Genomic DNA, 14,914 nt, shown 5'->3' on the forward strand with positions numbered 1-14,914 from the left:
CATCCTAACTTCTGTAGTCCGCATTTATTTTTACATAATCGAGTGACATATCACACGTCCATACTTGAGCTGAAGATTCACCTGCATTTAAATCGATAAAAATCCCAATATCTGCAGCGCTTAAAATTTCATAAGCGCGGGCTTCATCGAAAGGTACTGCGAGACCCTCATGACAGACGAGAACTTCATCATTGCCTGAAGTGAATTTAATCGTTATTGTAGTCGGATCTAAATAATCAGTTTCACTGTTGCCGATGGCCATAATAACCCGGCCCCAGTTGGCGTCCTGACCGTAAACAGCTGTTTTAACGAGGCTCGATGTGGCGACTGTTTTTGCCACACTGACAGCATCACTTTTGCTATATGCATTAATAACATTTACGGTAACGAACTTCGTCGCACCTTCAGCGTCGCGTGCAATCATCTGCGATAACTTTTGGCACAGCGCAGTCAGCACCGAAGTAAATTCGGCCGCATGACTTTCATCGAGCATAATTTTGTTAGTAGAAGCGAGCAGCACAGTATCATTTGTACTCGTGTCGCCGTCGACTGTCATGACGTTAAAGCTGTCGTCAGCTGCAGATTTCAAAGCGGTGTTTAAGTCAGCTTGCGGCAGTCCGGCATCGGTAACAATGTAGCCGAGCATGGTGCCCATATTCGGATGAATCATACCTGCACCTTTAATCATGGCGCCGAAATGCACAGTGTGACCGTCGATTTCAGCTTCTAATGACAGTTCTTTCGGCACAGTATCCGTCGTCATAATTGCCTCGGCAGCTGAGGTGGAAGTGTCCGTGCCAAGTCCGCCAATCAGCGAATCGAGACCAGTATAGAATGGTTTTAAATTCATCGGCTCACCGATGACACCTGTCGAGCTGACGAGAACTTCATGCGATTCGATATTCAGTTTTTTTGCCAGAGCTGAAGTCATTGACTGAATATCCTCTTCGCCATTCAGTCCATTGCACGCATTAGCATTGCCGCTGTTAACCAAAATAGCTTTAAAATCTGTAAAGTTTTTAAGCATTTTCATATCGTAAAGTACGGAGTGTGCTTTCACTTTATTTCTCGTAAACACTCCTGTTACGGTTGCACCATCCGGAAAATAGATGAGCGCAAGATCCTTATCCTGAGCTTTAAAACCGGTATGTATACCGTTTGTTTCGACGCCTTCAACCGCACAAAGTCCTTTTTGCACCAATCCTTTTTTCTCTGTAATCTGCATATCAAAAACCCTCTCTAAGGCATCATGGCAATGGTAGTCAGTCCTGATTTTTCAGGCAATCCAAACATGATGTTCATATTTTGTACCGCTTGTCCTGCTGCGCCTTTGCCTAAGTTATCGATAACTGATAAAACAAGAAGCCTGCCTGTGCGTTCGTCCAGCTGTACCGACAGCTGACAGCTGTTTGTCCCGGCAACGTGTTTCATCTGAGGCAGTTCTCCTGACTCTAGTACGTGAACGAACGGTTCATTTTCATATGCTGACTTATAGCTGTCAATAACGTCAGCTTCAGTAATGTCGTCTTTAACTGTTGCGTAAATTGTTGAGAAGATACCGCGCTCTGCCGGGAGTAAGTGAGGCGTAAACTGCACCTGTACAGCATTTTTTGATGAGCTGTTCAGTTCCTGCTCAATTTCCGGAATATGGCGGTGGGCGAGTGGGTTGTATGCTTTAAAGTTGCCCATCAGTTCCGTCAGCAGCTTATCAACCGAAGCGCTGCGCCCCGCCCCGCTGACACCCGTTTTACTGTCGATAATAACAGACTGTTCATCAATCAGGGCATCGCTTACTGCAGGAAGGAGACCAAGTAAGGCACTTGTCACGAAGCACCCGGGATTGGCAATGTATTTCGCGTTTTTAATATCATTTCTGTATTTTTCAGGCAGGCCGTAGACAAAATCTTTCAGTAAATTTGGCGCAGCCTGTTCAACGTTATAAGTCTGTTCATAGACATCGATATTTTTCAGACGGAAATCAGCGCCGAGGTCGATAATTTTTACATCATATTCTGAAGCTGCTGCTGAAAGTTCCATCGAATGACCGTGGGGCAGACAGATAAAGACGACATCGCTCTCACCGAATACTGCTTCCTGATTGAGTTCTGAAAACTGCTTGTCGATACTTCCTTTTAAGAAGGGGTAGTAACTGTCAGCCTTTGTACCAGCATGGCTGCGCGATGTTAAATACATGAGTTCAACTTCCGAGTGGGGAATTAAATAACGTAAAAGCTCGCTGCCTGTGTAACCTGTTGCACCGATAATACTGACTTTGATCATAATATGACCTCCTGAATTTTTATCAATTTAAATCCGGTATAAATAAGCTGCCGTTCGTTGCTGCCATAATCGCTTTAATAGAATGCATGCGGTTTTCACCCTGTTCAAACTGTTTCGCGTAATCTGCTTCGAATACTTCAGATGTAACTTCCATTTCTTCAATACCGAACTCTTCAGCAACATTTTTTCCGTACTCGGTATTTGTATCGTGAAAGGCCGGAAGGCAGTGCATGAAGATAAAGTTCTCGCTGACTTCTGAAAGAAGCGTCTTATTAACTTGATATGGAAGGAGTGTGTTCACTCGTTCTTCAAAGTGTTCTTCTTCACCCATGGATACCCAGACGTCTGTATAAAGCACATTTGCATCTTTAACAGCTGCTTTAATGTCCGATGTAATTTCAACAGCTGAGCCGGATTTTTTGGCGTATTCTTGTGCCAGCGTCACGTAAGCATCTTCCGGGGATAGTGATCCCGGAGCTGCGATTGTGACATCAATGCCGAGAATGGCTGCCGTTACAAGCAGTGAGTTCGCAACATTGTTACGTCCGTCTCCCGAGTAGACAAGCTTAAGGCCATCAAATGTGCCGAACTCTTCTTTAATCGTCATGAAGTCGCCAATCATCTGTGTAGGATGTGAGGCGTCTGTCAGACCGTTCCAGACAGGCACACCAGAGTGTTCAGCAAGTTCTTCAACAACTGCCTGACTCTGTCCTCTGTATTCCAGACCGTCGAACATGCTGCCTAAAATTTTAGCGGTATCTGCTACAGATTCTTTTTTACCGAGCTGGATATCACCGGAACCTAAAAACTCAGGAGATGCTCCAAGGTCATTTGCTGCGACTGTAAAAGCAGCGCGTGTACGTGTTGAAGACTTTTCAAACAGCAGTGCGATATTCTGTCCTTTTAAATACTGGTGAGGTATATTATTTTTCTTTAGTTGTTTTAAATGAATAGCAAAATCAATCAGATATTCGACTTCTTTCTTATTGAAATCACTGATTGTTAAAAAACTTTTTCCTTGAAAATGCATGAAAACACTCCTTTTAGACTCATTATCTAATTATTATTCGTTATAATGTATATTTATAATTATTGGTTGCTGTTTATAATATACAAATTAAATTCATAAATCAAGTGTTTTAACGTATATATTCTCTTTATTTGGTATAAATTTAAGTTATCAAAATGATAATAAATTAATTGACGATGTTCTGTTTTAACTGTACTATATTAATTAATACAGTTAGTACAGCAGACCGACAGGAGGTGGATACGTGTTTGATATCGATGTAAAAAGCCGCATGCCTATATATGAACAGATTACAGAAAACGTAAAACGTCTGATTATTCAAGGAGTGCTGCTGCCGGAAGAAAAACTGCCGTCAGTACGCAGTCTGGCCCAGGAACTTACGATTAATCCCAACACGATCCAGAAAGCTTACAGAGAATTGGAAAGGGAAGGGTACGTGATTTCCCGTCCCGGAAAAGGGAGTTTTGTGAATGATATGACGGAAACAATGAACAGAGAGCATATTAAAACATTAACGGCAGAAGTGGAACGCCTGATTAAGGAGCTGGTGTTTCTCGATGTGCCGGGAGTATCTTTAAAAGCAATGATAGATAAAGCAGAACGCGAAAAGGAGGGACAGGAATGAAGCTTTTGGTAAACGGTGCAAAGAAGAGTTTTGGTAAAAATACTGCAGTTGAGAATATAGATTTATCAATTACAGAAGGTACGATTCATGGGCTTTTAGGATCGAATGGAGCAGGAAAAACAACATTGATGAAGGTGCTGTCGGGCATTTATAAAGCGGACAGCGGCACGGTGAGCTACGATGGCCAAAGTATTTATGAGAACCCGGATATTAAAAGCGATGTAATCTTCATGCACGATATCCCCTTCTTTTTTAAAGGCGCGAGCTTAAAGAAGATGGCGAAGTTTTATAAGGCAATGTATAAGAACTGGTCGGATGAACGCTTTTTACAACTTTCGAGTCACTTCGGTATTGCACCTGATAAACAGCTGAATCAGCTGTCGAAAGGAATGAAGCGGCAGGCCGCCTTTATCCTTGCGTTCTCAGCGAGACCGAAAGTGATGCTGCTGGATGAACCGTTTGACGGCCTCGATCCGATTATGCGGAAACAGGTTAAAAATATTCTGATGCAGGACATTGCTAACCACGGGATGACTGTCGTTGCTTCAAGTCATAACTTAAGAGAAATGGAAGACCTGTGCGACTCGGTATCGATTATGCATGACGGAAAAATACTCTTCCACAAAGAACTGACGGATATCAGAGGTACGCACTGCAAACTGCAGATTGCCTTTAAAGAACTGCCTGAAGATAAGTTTTTCACTGATCTGAATGTCGTTCACCATAAAGTTAAAGGACGTATTATTACGTGTATAGTAAAAGGAGATATATCTAATCTGGAAGAAAAAGTGACGAAATATAATCCGCTGATGTACGATATCCTGCCGCTGACGCTGGAAGAAATATTTACTTATGAAATGGGGGAACTCGGTTATGAAATCTCAAACATCATTGTTGAATAAAACATTACTGTCCCATTTCACGGGTACGATATTCTGGCTGACGATTGTCTTTATGGCCTTGAATATTATTGCTCTGCCTCTGTCGATATGGATTGTGACGTTTGACAGAGATTTTTATCCGGACTATCAGATTCCGGAAAACTTCTTATTTCAAATAGCTTCCGGGCAGCTGATTATCGGTATGATTTTCACAGCGTTTTTAGCAATGTTTTTACTGAACTATTTAAACGATGAAAGTTCATCTGATTTCATGCACAGTCTGCCGGTTAAACGGACAGCTCTTTTGGTACATGTCTTATTAACGGGCATAACAGCAATCGTTGTCCCGCTGGTTATCAGTGCGGTCATACTGCTTATTGAGCGGATGATATTCATTCCGGAAATTGCAGTAACGGATATCGGTAAATGGTTAATCTATGCTCTTTTTGTTCATTTTGTTGTTTTTGCGATAGCAATATTTACAGGATTTTTAGTTAACGGTATCTTCCTGCACATGCAGGTGATTATTCTGGCCTTATTCCTTCCGCTCGCCGTATGGGGATTGACGTTTGCGGCGGCGAATGTATTGTATGATGGAATTTCATCATCATTCATAGAACATTCGGAATTAGTGCTGAACGCAACGTTTCCTTATATTGCAGTCACCCAGCTTTATGACGGAATTAATACGCCGCTCAGCCTTTTATGGGCTGCAGCAGCCATTCTGCTGATTGTATTGTCTTTTGTGCTGTATAAATACCGTCGCAACGAGAAAGTGACAGCGAGCTTTAACTTTATCTGGCTGAAAGAAATTTTGACAGCAGTGACGACGATTGCCGGTATGCTGGCAGTAGGGGCTTCGGTATCGCTGTTAATACCAGTTTCTCCAGCAGTATCTATTTTTGGATTTGCGGTAGGTGCAATTGTTGCCTACTTAATTGTGGAAATGTTCTTCCAGAACAGTGTGAAAATACAGTTCAGCTGGAAGTCGATAGTATTTACGGTGCTTGTTATTATTATTTTTTGGCTTGTATTTTTAATCGGCTGGACAAAATATGTAAATGATGTGCCGTCCGAAGAAGAAGTAGCAAGTGTTTATATTGCTGACGATTATATGTACTACACGAGCGACTCTCTCGATGAATATTTCGAAGAAGGATTTTTATTTAATGATGACGAGAAAGTGATTGAATCTGCAATCAAAGCACATGAAGCTGCGATTGAAGATAAATCTTTCCCGAATATATATACCGGGGATGAAACTGCCCGGCTAGAATTCCAGTACAAGATGGAAGACAGCAGTGTGATGAATCGTACCTTCCAAACACTTCAGAATGATTCTGAAGCAGTGCAGATTACTAAGCAGCTGAATTCGGACAGATATAATATTAATGCGGACTTCCTTGAAAACATTAAACATCATCCGGAAATGACCGAGCTGTGGCTGTTTAACAATACTCTGAGAGCAGACCGGTCATTAATAGAAGATTATAAGAATCACAGCGCTCAATTAATGGACTATAATTCTTATATCACAAATGAAACGGGCCGTATTGAAGCAAGTGCTAATTATGAAAACAATTACGAGTCGGGCATGAGCTCAATTTATAATGAAGCAGTTCTAAAACGGATTGCAGAATCTGATCTTCTGATGGAAGAAATATTATACCTTAATCAGTCGAGTGAAATGTTCATCGCGGACATACCAGCTGATGAACTTAAAACATTCTTTAATGATTACAAGGAACTGAACATACGGGAACTGGCAGACAAACATGAGCTTGAAAACTTATCTGAAGAGCAAAAAACAGATATTATCAGCCAGGTCAACGATGGTGAACTGGCGCCTGAAGGCAGCAAACTGCTCATATACAGCTATCCGGATTATACAGAATCAGAAGAAGATTATCCGGCTGAAGTAGACTTCAGCATCCTGGCTATCCAATAAAATATAAGCAAAAGTTATAGAGATAGGTAAAATTGATGCCTATCTCTATACTTTTGTTTTCTTTTTTTTGTATAATTACCAGTAGGAGATGAATGCCATGAAAACTAAGTATCTGGATAAGAAAAAATGGCGTCGGCTGGTGCGCTCAAAATATGATGAAACAATCATTACCTGCCAGGGTGAGAAAATATTGGCAGGTATCATTCATATGCATAAAGTTCGTGAACCGCTCAGTGTTCGCGTGGTCGGAGAAGATACGTTAGTTGTGGCTAACAATTTTAAATGGATGCAGCTCCTGCCTGAAAAACGCAATTACAGCATTACTGTCATGTACGATGAAAAATGGCAGGAAATACAATATTATTTTGATATTAATTATTCTCATACTTTGGAGCTCGGCAAAGCACGGCGGCAGGATTTATATCTCGACGTTCTGGTGCTGCCGGACGGCCGTTATGAACTCGTAGATGAAGAGGACATCAAACGCGCTTTCAAAAAGGGAGTTATCAGTACAAAAGAAAGAGATTTTGCCTATCGGACTGCGCGCGAGCTGATGGCGGAAATTGACAGGGATTTCAGCCAGTTTAAAAAACTTGCGGCATCGTGTTTAAAAGAACTTAAAAAATTAATGTAGCCATCCGAGGAAATGGGGATGGCTTATTCACTGGAGGTAATGTCGTGAAAGTTGATGATTATCGTTTACTTGCAACATTAAGCGAAGCTAAAACCTTGCGTAAAGCTGCTGAAAAGCTCTACATATCACAGCCGGCAGTCAGTCAGCGTCTGAAGTCCATCGAAGACGAATGGGGTGTGCAGATTTTTATCAGAACTAAAAAAGCGCTCTATACAACCGGCGTTGGAGAAAGAATCATTGCACATGCTAAAAAAGTCGTCGATGAAGAACGTCTCGTTAAAGATTATATTCAGGCGAACGAAGGCGCGGTCGAAGGGAAAATTTCAATCGGTGTATCGTCTTTAATCGGCTATACGATTCTGCCGGATATTCTGGCAAAGTATTTAAGTGATTTCCCGAATGTAAACGTTAAAATTGACGTAGGTTCGACCAAAGAAATTATTGCGAACCAGGGCGACTATCACTTATCAATTGTACGCGGTGCCCGTATTTTAAATAAGGAAAATGAACTGCTCTACAGCGATAAACACTACCTGGTCACTCCGAAAGATGTCGAGCTTGAAGATCTCGCCGTAATAGAATTCCAGGCAGATCCCGACTATATTACGCATATTAAAAATTATTTTGAAGAACGTTTCAATATTAAATATGAACCTCAAATTTTCGTCGATCAGATTACGACCTGCCGCGAATTACTGCGTAAAAAAGTCGGCATTACAGTGCTGCCTGAACTGGTATTAGACGGACTGGATCTCGATAATTATCATATCGAAGAAGTTCTGGTAGACGGCAAACCGCTAACCCGCGACACTTATATTTCTTACGACAAGAGTGTACTCATGCTGCCGCAGGTAGAGTCTTTTATCGACTTAATCAAAAGAGATTCGCATAACAGCGGACACTAAAGCCGGGGGACGAAGATGATCAAAGACTTATTTCAAATACAGAACTATAAATTATTTTTAACGAATATGACCATGCTTGGGATGGCGGTTGCGATTACAGCCCCCTTCCTCGTTATTTTTATGACGGAAACACATGGAATGTCTTCTACCGGTTACGGTATATTCATGGCTTCGGCAGCTGTCGGCAGTTTTTTTGTCAACACGATTATCGGCCGTTACAGCGACAGGCTCAAATTTGACCGCAAGTATTTAATCATTGCGGCTCTCTTGATGCAGATTATGGCATTTTTAAGCTTCTTAATTATTCCAAATACCTGGATACTGATTATTTCTTATATTATATTCTTTTCATTGGGTGCTCCTGCGATGCCCCAGCTGTATGCATCCGCCCGCGAATCGATTAACCAGTACCGTTCAAGTATCGCGGTGATGGCAAACACGATTTTGCGTTCGATGTTCAGCTTCGGTTTCCTGTTCGGACCGCTCGTCGGTTCCATCCTGCTTGCCCGCTACGATTTTACAGGCTTGTTTTTCGGGACAGTCATTATGTTCGCTGTCGTCTTTATGTCGAGCTTTCTAATTAAAAATTCCAACCCGCCGGCGGTAGAAAATACGATTGAAATTACCGGCTACGAGGAACCAAAAAGTCCGAATCTGTTAACCAGTCTGACTTTATTTATACCGTTTATTGCTTTTGTCTTTCTTCACGTGGGACAATGGATGTACCTCTTGAATATGCCGCTGTTTGTAACGGGGTATCTAGGGGAAGCGGATAGTGCAGTCGGTATACTCGCAAGTTTATGTGCGGGGCTTGAAGTGCCGCTTATGATATTTATGGGATATGTCGCTTCACGCGTATCATCAAAAACACTTTTAATCATTGCCGGTTTTATCGGCAGCATGTACTTTTTATCGATTGGAATCTTTGAAAGCTACACCATGATGTTAATCGGACAATTGCCGCTCGCTTTATTTTTAGCAATATTACTCGGTCTCGGAATCAGTTATTTCCAGGACCTGCTGCCGCAGTTTCCCGGCTACGCATCAACCTTATTCGCTAACGCTATGATAGTCGGGCAGCTGCTCGGCAACCTGCTCGGCGGTATTGCGAATGACGTGCTCGGTGTGGAAAATTCATTTTACATCAGCGGTACATTTTTATTTATAGCATTTATCCTGTTCTTCTTTACTAAGAAAGAAGTCAGAAAAGGAGAAATTTGATGGACATTATTTTATGGCTCATTGTCATCGCATCATTTGTACTCGGATTTGCCGGAATCATATATCCAGTGCTGCCTTCAGTACTCATGTTCTGGATAGGATTTTTAGTATACAACTTTTTCATCGGCGACGAACTGTCATGGATGTTCTGGGTAATCGCCGGAGCGCTGACACTCGTAGCACTTATCAGTGACGTGGCAGCAAACAGTTACTTCGTGAAAAAATTCGGAGGCAGTAAAAAAGGCGAATGGGCAGCAATTATCGGTGCTATTGTCGGAATGTTTGTTTACCCACCGTTCGGTGTGTTGTTCGTACCTTTTGTCTTCGTATTCTTTGTGGAATTCATACAGATAAAAGATATGAGCAAGGCGTTGAAAGCATCAGTAGGCTCGTTTTTAGCCTTTATCTCAAGTGCAATCTTCGACGTGATAATATACATCTTCCTAGTTATATTCTTCCTGTTAGATGTATTTTTATATTAGACTCTATACGATATATGATAAAAATCCGCATCTCGGTTTTGAGGTGCGGATTTTTTGATGACGGGATCTGGGTGCTGTCGGGGCCCTTCATGAATTTGATGACGGGATTCAGTTGTTGTCGGACCCCTTCATGAATTTGATGACGGGATCCGGTTGTTGTCGGACCCCTTCATGAATTTGATGACGGTATTCGAGTGATATCAGACCAGAAAAATTCATAGATTTTAACAAAGGTTACTTTTTTAATAATTATGATGACCGACAACGTTCAAACTCCGTTAAACGTCGTCGTCAAAGTAAACGACGCCATCCAACCCCCGTTAAACGTCGTCGTCGAAACAAACGACACCATCCAAACTCCGTTAAACGTCGTCGTCGAAGTAAACGACACCATCCAAACTCCGTTAAACGTCGTCGTCAAAGCAAACGACAACGTCCAACCCCAGCTAAACGTCGTCGTCAAAGTAAACGACAACGTCCACCCCTCGTTAAACGTCGTCGTCGAAACAAACGACACCATCCACCCCTCGTTAAACGTCGTCGTCAAAGTAAACGACACCATCCAAACTCCGTTAAACGTCGTCGTCAAAGTAAACGACACCATCCGCCCCCGGTTAAACGTCGTCGTCAAAGTGAACGACACCATCCAAATATCCAAACCCTAACTCTCAACACCTACCCAACCAAAAAAAGCCCCCGCAATTGCGGGGGACATTATCATTATTTTTCAGTTTTTGTATATTCTTCGCCTTTATCTGTTGCTGCGTCTTCGCCTTCATCATCGAGTATTTCACGGACGTTGTACATTTCGTACTGCGGTTCGTGTTTTCCTCTTTGGATGTCTAATGCATAGTGACATGCAACTTTGTGGAAGCCTGAATATTCAGCATCTTTCTGCTCAAGCTCCGGCACTTCCGTACGGCAGTGATCTGTGGCAAACGGGCATCTCGTATGGAAGCGGCAGCCTGTCGGCGGATCAATTGGTGACGGCACATCGCCGCGCAGGAAAATGCGTTCTGATTTTTTACGCGGGTCCGGGACAGGTATTGCTGACAGCAATGCTTTCGTGTACGGGTGTTGAGGGTTTTCAAAGATAGAATCTGTATCTCCGACCTCAACGATTTTCCCTAAATACATTACGATGATGCGGTCGGCAATATGACGGACAACACCAAGGTCATGTGAGATAAAGAGATAAGTTAATCCCAGATCGCGCTGCAGTCTTTTTAACAGGTTAAGCACCTGAGCCTGGATTGATACGTCCAGCGCAGATACGGCCTCATCACAAATGATTAATTTAGGATTAACTGAGAGCGCACGTGCAATCCCGATACGCTGGCGCTGCCCGCCTGAAAATTCATGAGGGTAGCGGTCGATCTGGTGGCGCTGCAGTCCTACAGTTTCCATCAATTCAATAATACGGTCGTTGCGCTCTTTGCGGGGAACGACTTTTTGAATATCCATGGCTTCCCATAATGTCTGTCTGACAGTTTTACGCGGGTTTAATGACGCGTACGGATCCTGGAAAATAATCTGCATATCTTTTCTCATTTTGCGCATCTCATCTTTAGACATGGCAAGAACGTCCTGGCCTTCGAACTCAACTTTACCGCCAGTAGGTTCATCGAGACGAAGAATGGCACGGCCTGTAGTTGATTTACCACAGCCTGACTCACCAACAACTGCTATCGTTTCACCTTTATCGATTGAAAAAGTAATGCCGTCGACAGCTTTAACATGGTTGACTGTACGTCCAAGGAAGCCCCCTTTAATCGGGAAGTGCTGCTCCAGATTTTCAACATTTAATAATGGTTGTTTACTTGGCATTTACCTGTACCTCCTTATCTCCGTCCCACTGATCAGTATAAATCCAGCATCTGACTTCGTTGCCGTCTCCCTGATCTTCGAGTTCAGGCAGCGTATTGCAAATATCCGATGCGAAAGGGCAGCGGGGTGCAAAACGGCAGCCGGACGGCATTTCGTTTGGTGCAGGTACATTACCTTTAATCGGAATCAGCTCATCCTGCGCTTTATCGTGGCGCGGCAGTGAGTTTAAGAGTCCGACAGTGTAAGGGTGTTTCGGATTTTCAAATAATGTATAAACATCAGCAAATTCAACAACCTTTCCGGCATACATTACAGCGACATAATCGCATGTCTCTGCAACAACACCGAGGTCGTGTGTAATCATAACAACACTCATGCCGATCTCTTCCTGAAGTTCTTTAATCAGTTCGAGAATTTGCGCCTGAATTGTTACATCGAGGGCAGTAGTCGGCTCGTCTGCGATAAGCAGTTCAGGCTTGCAGGCTAGTGCCATCGCAATCATAACGCGCTGTCTCATACCGCCTGAGAGTTCGAAAGGGTACTGGTCAACGCGTTTTTCCGGTGAAGGAATGCCGACGAGTTCAAGCATTTCAATTGCGCGTTTTGTACCTTCTTTTTTACCGAGACCTTCATGAATTTTATAAGATTCACGAAGCTGCTGGCCGATAGTGAATGTCGGGTTAAGCGACGTCATCGGCTCCTGGAAAATCATTGAGATTTCATTACCGCGGATTTGACGCATGCGTGAATTTTTAACTTTTGTTAAATCCTCGCCTTTATATTTAATGCTGCCTCCGATAATTTCACCGGGGCTTTCTATTAATCTTAAAACCGAGAGGGCAGAAATACTTTTACCTGACCCGCTCTCTCCAACGATACCTAAAGTTTTACCTTTAGGAACCTGGAATGTCACTCCGTCGACAGCCTTTACTTCGTTGGAATCAACGAAGAAGGAAGTGCGGAGATCTTCTATATCGAGAATCATTTCTTCTGACATGATTTTCACTCCTTCTTAGTTTAAGTCCACCCGTTTGTTCAGCAGTCTGTACGTAATATCAACGACCAGGTTAACGATAACGAACACTACCGCGATAACGAGTATTGCACCCTGAACGACAGGGAAGTCGCGCTGAAGGATTGAATCGATGATTAACCTTCCGAGTCCATTGATTGCGAAAACACTTTCCGTAAGTACAGAACCGGCCAGAAATGAACCGAACTGGATACCGATAACAGTAATTACCGGAATCATCGCGTTTTTAAGCGCGTGGCGTAAAATAACTGTACCTTCTTTAACACCTTTGGCACGTGCGGTACGAATGTAATCCTGATCAATGACATCGAGCATGCTGCTTCGTGTCATACGTGCAATTATGGCAGCACCGGCCGTACCGAGCGTAATAACCGGCAGAACGTTCTGTTCAAGACTGCCCCAGCCTGTAGGTTTAAAGATTTGAAATTCAATCGCAAACCATTGAATTAACATCAGTCCAAGCCAGAAGTTCGGCATTGACAGACCGAACAGTGCAACGACCATCATTGCAACATCTTCAAATGTATATCTTCTTACTGCTGAAATAATCCCGGCTAACAGACCCCAGAAAACACTGAAGATCATAGCCATTACAGATAGTTCAAGTGTAATTGCAAAACGTGCGCTGATATGGTTGAAAACGGGAATGTTGTCACGGATAGAAGAACCGAAGTCCAGCTGTGCCGCGTTCCCTAAAAATCTGAAATACTGCTCGTAAAGCGGGTCGTTTAGCCCGAGCCTTGCCTCAATCGCTTTAACAGTAGCTTCCGGTGCACTTTCTCCGGCCATAATCACAGCAGGGTTACCCGGAGTGAGGTGCATCAGACTGAATACGAGTACCGTAACTCCGAGGAGCACGGGAATAAGCTGCAGCAATCTGCGAATTATAAATTTTGTCATGATATCCTCCTCCTATTTCTTGGCTTTCGGATCCAGAGCATCGCGAAGACCATCTCCGAATAAGTTAAATGCGAGTACTACGATAACGATCATCATACCAGGGAAGAATGTAATGTGGGCTGCCTGGTACATGTAGTTACGTCCGTCGTTAAGCATAGCCCCCCACTCAGGAGTCGGCGGCTGTACACCTAACCCTAGGAAAGACAGACCCGCTGCTGATAAAATCGCAGTTGCGATAAATAGAGTTGTGTTAACGATAATCGGCGACATTATATTCGGCAGAATGTGCTGGAATATAATTTTTCCGTCTTTTGCACCGAGTGCTCTGATTGCGTCGATATACTCGAGTTTCCGCGTTGTCAGCGTAGACCCGCGGACAATACGTGCGAACTGCGGCAGTGCTCCGATTGCAATAGCGACGGTAACGTTAATCGTACTTCCGCCGAGAACACTGACAATAGCAAGTGCAAGCAGGATGCCCGGGAATGCAAGCAGGACATCCATTAAACGCATGATGACAGTATCAAGCCATCCGCCGTAATAACCTGCAAGGAGACCAATCGGCACTCCGACTAGGGCAGCCATAAAGGTTGCTGCGAAACCTACACCCAGTGTTATGTACATTCCGTGAAGAATACGATAAAAGATATCGCGGCCCAGGTGATCTGTTCCAAACCAGTACTGCGCTGAAGGACCCAGCAGTTTATCAGTAAGGTTTGTAGCGTTTGAATTCACGCCCAATATATTATAGTTAGCGTCCAGTGCGCCAAAGATTGAAACGAAAAATAAAAATACCAATACGTAAAGACCGACAAGCGCTGCTTTGTTTTTTCGAAGCTTCTTATAGAAGTCTTTGAAATTGTCGAGTCTACGATTGGCAGGTTTTCTTACTGGAACCTGACTTGGTTGTATATTTGACATACAACTTAAACCCCCTCTAAAAACTAAATATTAAGATAAATCTAAATGTAACAGACATATTTATTCATAATATATCGTTGTATAGACTATACCAAGAATGAATCCCTTAAGTCTATACTTTTTACTGCCAATATTCACAAAAGTATAGATAATTGAAAACGTTTCCTTAAGCGCCCCAAGGGTTGCAGCATTCTGTAATTTTAAAATAGATATTGCAACTTTCTAAT

At 42.9% G+C, this 14,914-nt stretch carries 15 protein-coding genes; 7 read left to right on the top strand and 8 right to left on the bottom strand.

Annotated elements, in window-relative coordinates; translation table 11 throughout:
• Positions 1 to 4 precede the first annotated feature (4 nt).
• From argJ to argF, 3 genes are read right to left on the bottom strand one after another with little or no spacing between them, the layout of a single operon-like run.
• Positions 5 to 1,225, bottom strand: a complete 1,221-nt coding sequence (gene argJ, locus MHH58_RS02210) for a bifunctional glutamate N-acetyltransferase/amino-acid acetyltransferase ArgJ (RefSeq protein ID WP_341344902.1) — start codon at positions 1,223 to 1,225, stop codon at positions 5 to 7.
• A gap of 14 nt (positions 1,226 to 1,239) precedes the next feature.
• Positions 1,240 to 2,280, bottom strand: a complete 1,041-nt coding sequence (argC, locus tag MHH58_RS02215; protein WP_135098408.1) for an N-acetyl-gamma-glutamyl-phosphate reductase — start codon at positions 2,278 to 2,280, stop codon at positions 1,240 to 1,242.
• Positions 2,281 to 2,302: 22 nt separating this feature from the next.
• Positions 2,303 to 3,310, bottom strand: coding sequence for an ornithine carbamoyltransferase (gene argF / locus MHH58_RS02220; protein WP_135098406.1), 1,008 nt, complete (start codon positions 3,308 to 3,310; stop codon positions 2,303 to 2,305).
• 244 nt (positions 3,311 to 3,554) lie between these two features.
• On the opposite strand from argF, the gene MHH58_RS02225 reads away from it, so the two are divergent.
• The 7 genes from MHH58_RS02225 to MHH58_RS02255 all read left to right on the top strand — a co-directional run bounded on the left by MHH58_RS02225 (position 3,555) and on the right by MHH58_RS02255 (position 10,006).
• Entirely contained in the window at positions 3,555 to 3,935 is a 381-nt protein-coding gene (locus MHH58_RS02225) for a GntR family transcriptional regulator (RefSeq protein ID WP_115885885.1), read from the top strand.
• Entirely contained in the window at positions 3,932 to 4,837 is a 906-nt protein-coding gene (locus tag MHH58_RS02230) for an ABC transporter ATP-binding protein (protein ID WP_341344903.1), read from the top strand. The genes MHH58_RS02225 and MHH58_RS02230 overlap by 4 nt, the downstream gene beginning before the upstream one ends.
• Complete coding sequence (locus tag MHH58_RS02235) at positions 4,809 to 6,764, top strand: ABC transporter permease (protein WP_341344904.1); 1,956 nt, start codon at positions 4,809 to 4,811, stop codon at positions 6,762 to 6,764. Before MHH58_RS02230 ends, MHH58_RS02235 begins: the two co-directional genes overlap by 29 nt.
• Positions 6,765 to 6,861: 97 nt before the next feature.
• Positions 6,862 to 7,398, top strand: coding sequence for a DUF402 domain-containing protein (locus MHH58_RS02240; RefSeq protein WP_135098399.1), 537 nt, complete (start codon positions 6,862 to 6,864; stop codon positions 7,396 to 7,398).
• A 44-nt stretch (positions 7,399 to 7,442) separates the two neighbouring features.
• The gene (locus tag MHH58_RS02245; protein WP_135098397.1) at positions 7,443 to 8,303 is read left to right on the top strand and encodes a LysR family transcriptional regulator; all 861 of its coding nucleotides are present in this window, start codon (positions 7,443 to 7,445) and stop codon (positions 8,301 to 8,303) included.
• A gap of 15 nt (positions 8,304 to 8,318) precedes the next feature.
• Positions 8,319 to 9,524 (top strand): MFS transporter, encoded by a 1,206-nt coding sequence (locus MHH58_RS02250; RefSeq protein ID WP_341344905.1) that lies wholly within the window; start codon positions 8,319 to 8,321, stop codon positions 9,522 to 9,524.
• Complete coding sequence (locus MHH58_RS02255) at positions 9,524 to 10,006, top strand: DUF456 domain-containing protein (RefSeq protein ID WP_115885879.1); 483 nt, start codon at positions 9,524 to 9,526, stop codon at positions 10,004 to 10,006. Before MHH58_RS02250 ends, MHH58_RS02255 begins: the two co-directional genes overlap by 1 nt.
• A gap of 268 nt (positions 10,007 to 10,274) precedes the next feature.
• Here MHH58_RS02255 and MHH58_RS02260 read toward each other — a convergent pair whose 3' ends face one another.
• The 5 genes from MHH58_RS02260 to MHH58_RS02280 all read right to left on the bottom strand — a co-directional run bounded on the left by MHH58_RS02260 (position 10,275) and on the right by MHH58_RS02280 (position 14,687).
• Positions 10,275 to 10,664: a hypothetical protein gene (locus MHH58_RS02260; protein ID WP_341344906.1), complete on the bottom strand. Its 390-nt coding sequence runs from the start codon at positions 10,662 to 10,664 to the stop codon at positions 10,275 to 10,277.
• Between the two features lie 62 nt (positions 10,665 to 10,726).
• Positions 10,727 to 11,833 (bottom strand): ABC transporter ATP-binding protein, encoded by a 1,107-nt coding sequence (locus tag MHH58_RS02265; RefSeq protein WP_341344907.1) that lies wholly within the window; start codon positions 11,831 to 11,833, stop codon positions 10,727 to 10,729.
• The gene (locus tag MHH58_RS02270) at positions 11,823 to 12,830 is read right to left on the bottom strand and encodes an ABC transporter ATP-binding protein (RefSeq protein WP_135098387.1); all 1,008 of its coding nucleotides are present in this window, start codon (positions 12,828 to 12,830) and stop codon (positions 11,823 to 11,825) included. Before MHH58_RS02270 ends, MHH58_RS02265 begins: the two co-directional genes overlap by 11 nt.
• A gap of 15 nt (positions 12,831 to 12,845) precedes the next feature.
• On the bottom strand, positions 12,846 to 13,766 hold the full coding sequence (locus MHH58_RS02275; protein WP_135098385.1) for an ABC transporter permease: 921 nt from the start codon (positions 13,764 to 13,766) through the stop codon (positions 12,846 to 12,848).
• Positions 13,767 to 13,778: 12 nt separating this feature from the next.
• Positions 13,779 to 14,687 (bottom strand): ABC transporter permease, encoded by a 909-nt coding sequence (locus tag MHH58_RS02280; protein WP_115885874.1) that lies wholly within the window; start codon positions 14,685 to 14,687, stop codon positions 13,779 to 13,781.
• Positions 14,688 to 14,914 lie beyond the last annotated feature (227 nt).

It is taken from the genome of Jeotgalicoccus sp. FSL K6-3177 (assembly GCF_038050175.1).
GTDB classification, from domain to species: Bacteria; Bacillota; Bacilli; order Staphylococcales; family Salinicoccaceae; genus Jeotgalicoccus; species Jeotgalicoccus nanhaiensis.

Coding starts and splice junctions, on each gene's coding strand:
- argJ (WP_341344902.1), bottom strand. CDS start 1,225: ATGCAGATTACAGAGAAAAAAGGATTGGTGCAAAAAGGACTTTGTGCG.
- argC (WP_135098408.1), bottom strand. CDS start 2,280: ATGATCAAAGTCAGTATTATCGGTGCAACAGGTTACACAGGCAGCGAG.
- argF (WP_135098406.1), bottom strand. CDS start 3,310: ATGCATTTTCAAGGAAAAAGTTTTTTAACAATCAGTGATTTCAATAAG.
- MHH58_RS02230 (WP_341344903.1), top strand. CDS start 3,932: ATGAAGCTTTTGGTAAACGGTGCAAAGAAGAGTTTTGGTAAAAATACT.
- MHH58_RS02235 (WP_341344904.1), top strand. CDS start 4,809: ATGAAATCTCAAACATCATTGTTGAATAAAACATTACTGTCCCATTTC.
- MHH58_RS02240 (WP_135098399.1), top strand. CDS start 6,862: ATGAAAACTAAGTATCTGGATAAGAAAAAATGGCGTCGGCTGGTGCGC.
- MHH58_RS02250 (WP_341344905.1), top strand. CDS start 8,319: ATGATCAAAGACTTATTTCAAATACAGAACTATAAATTATTTTTAACG.
- MHH58_RS02255 (WP_115885879.1), top strand. CDS start 9,524: ATGGACATTATTTTATGGCTCATTGTCATCGCATCATTTGTACTCGGA.
- MHH58_RS02265 (WP_341344907.1), bottom strand. CDS start 11,833: ATGCCAAGTAAACAACCATTATTAAATGTTGAAAATCTGGAGCAGCAC.
- MHH58_RS02270 (WP_135098387.1), bottom strand. CDS start 12,830: ATGTCAGAAGAAATGATTCTCGATATAGAAGATCTCCGCACTTCCTTC.
- MHH58_RS02275 (WP_135098385.1), bottom strand. CDS start 13,766: ATGACAAAATTTATAATTCGCAGATTGCTGCAGCTTATTCCCGTGCTC.
- MHH58_RS02280 (WP_115885874.1), bottom strand. CDS start 14,687: ATGTCAAATATACAACCAAGTCAGGTTCCAGTAAGAAAACCTGCCAAT.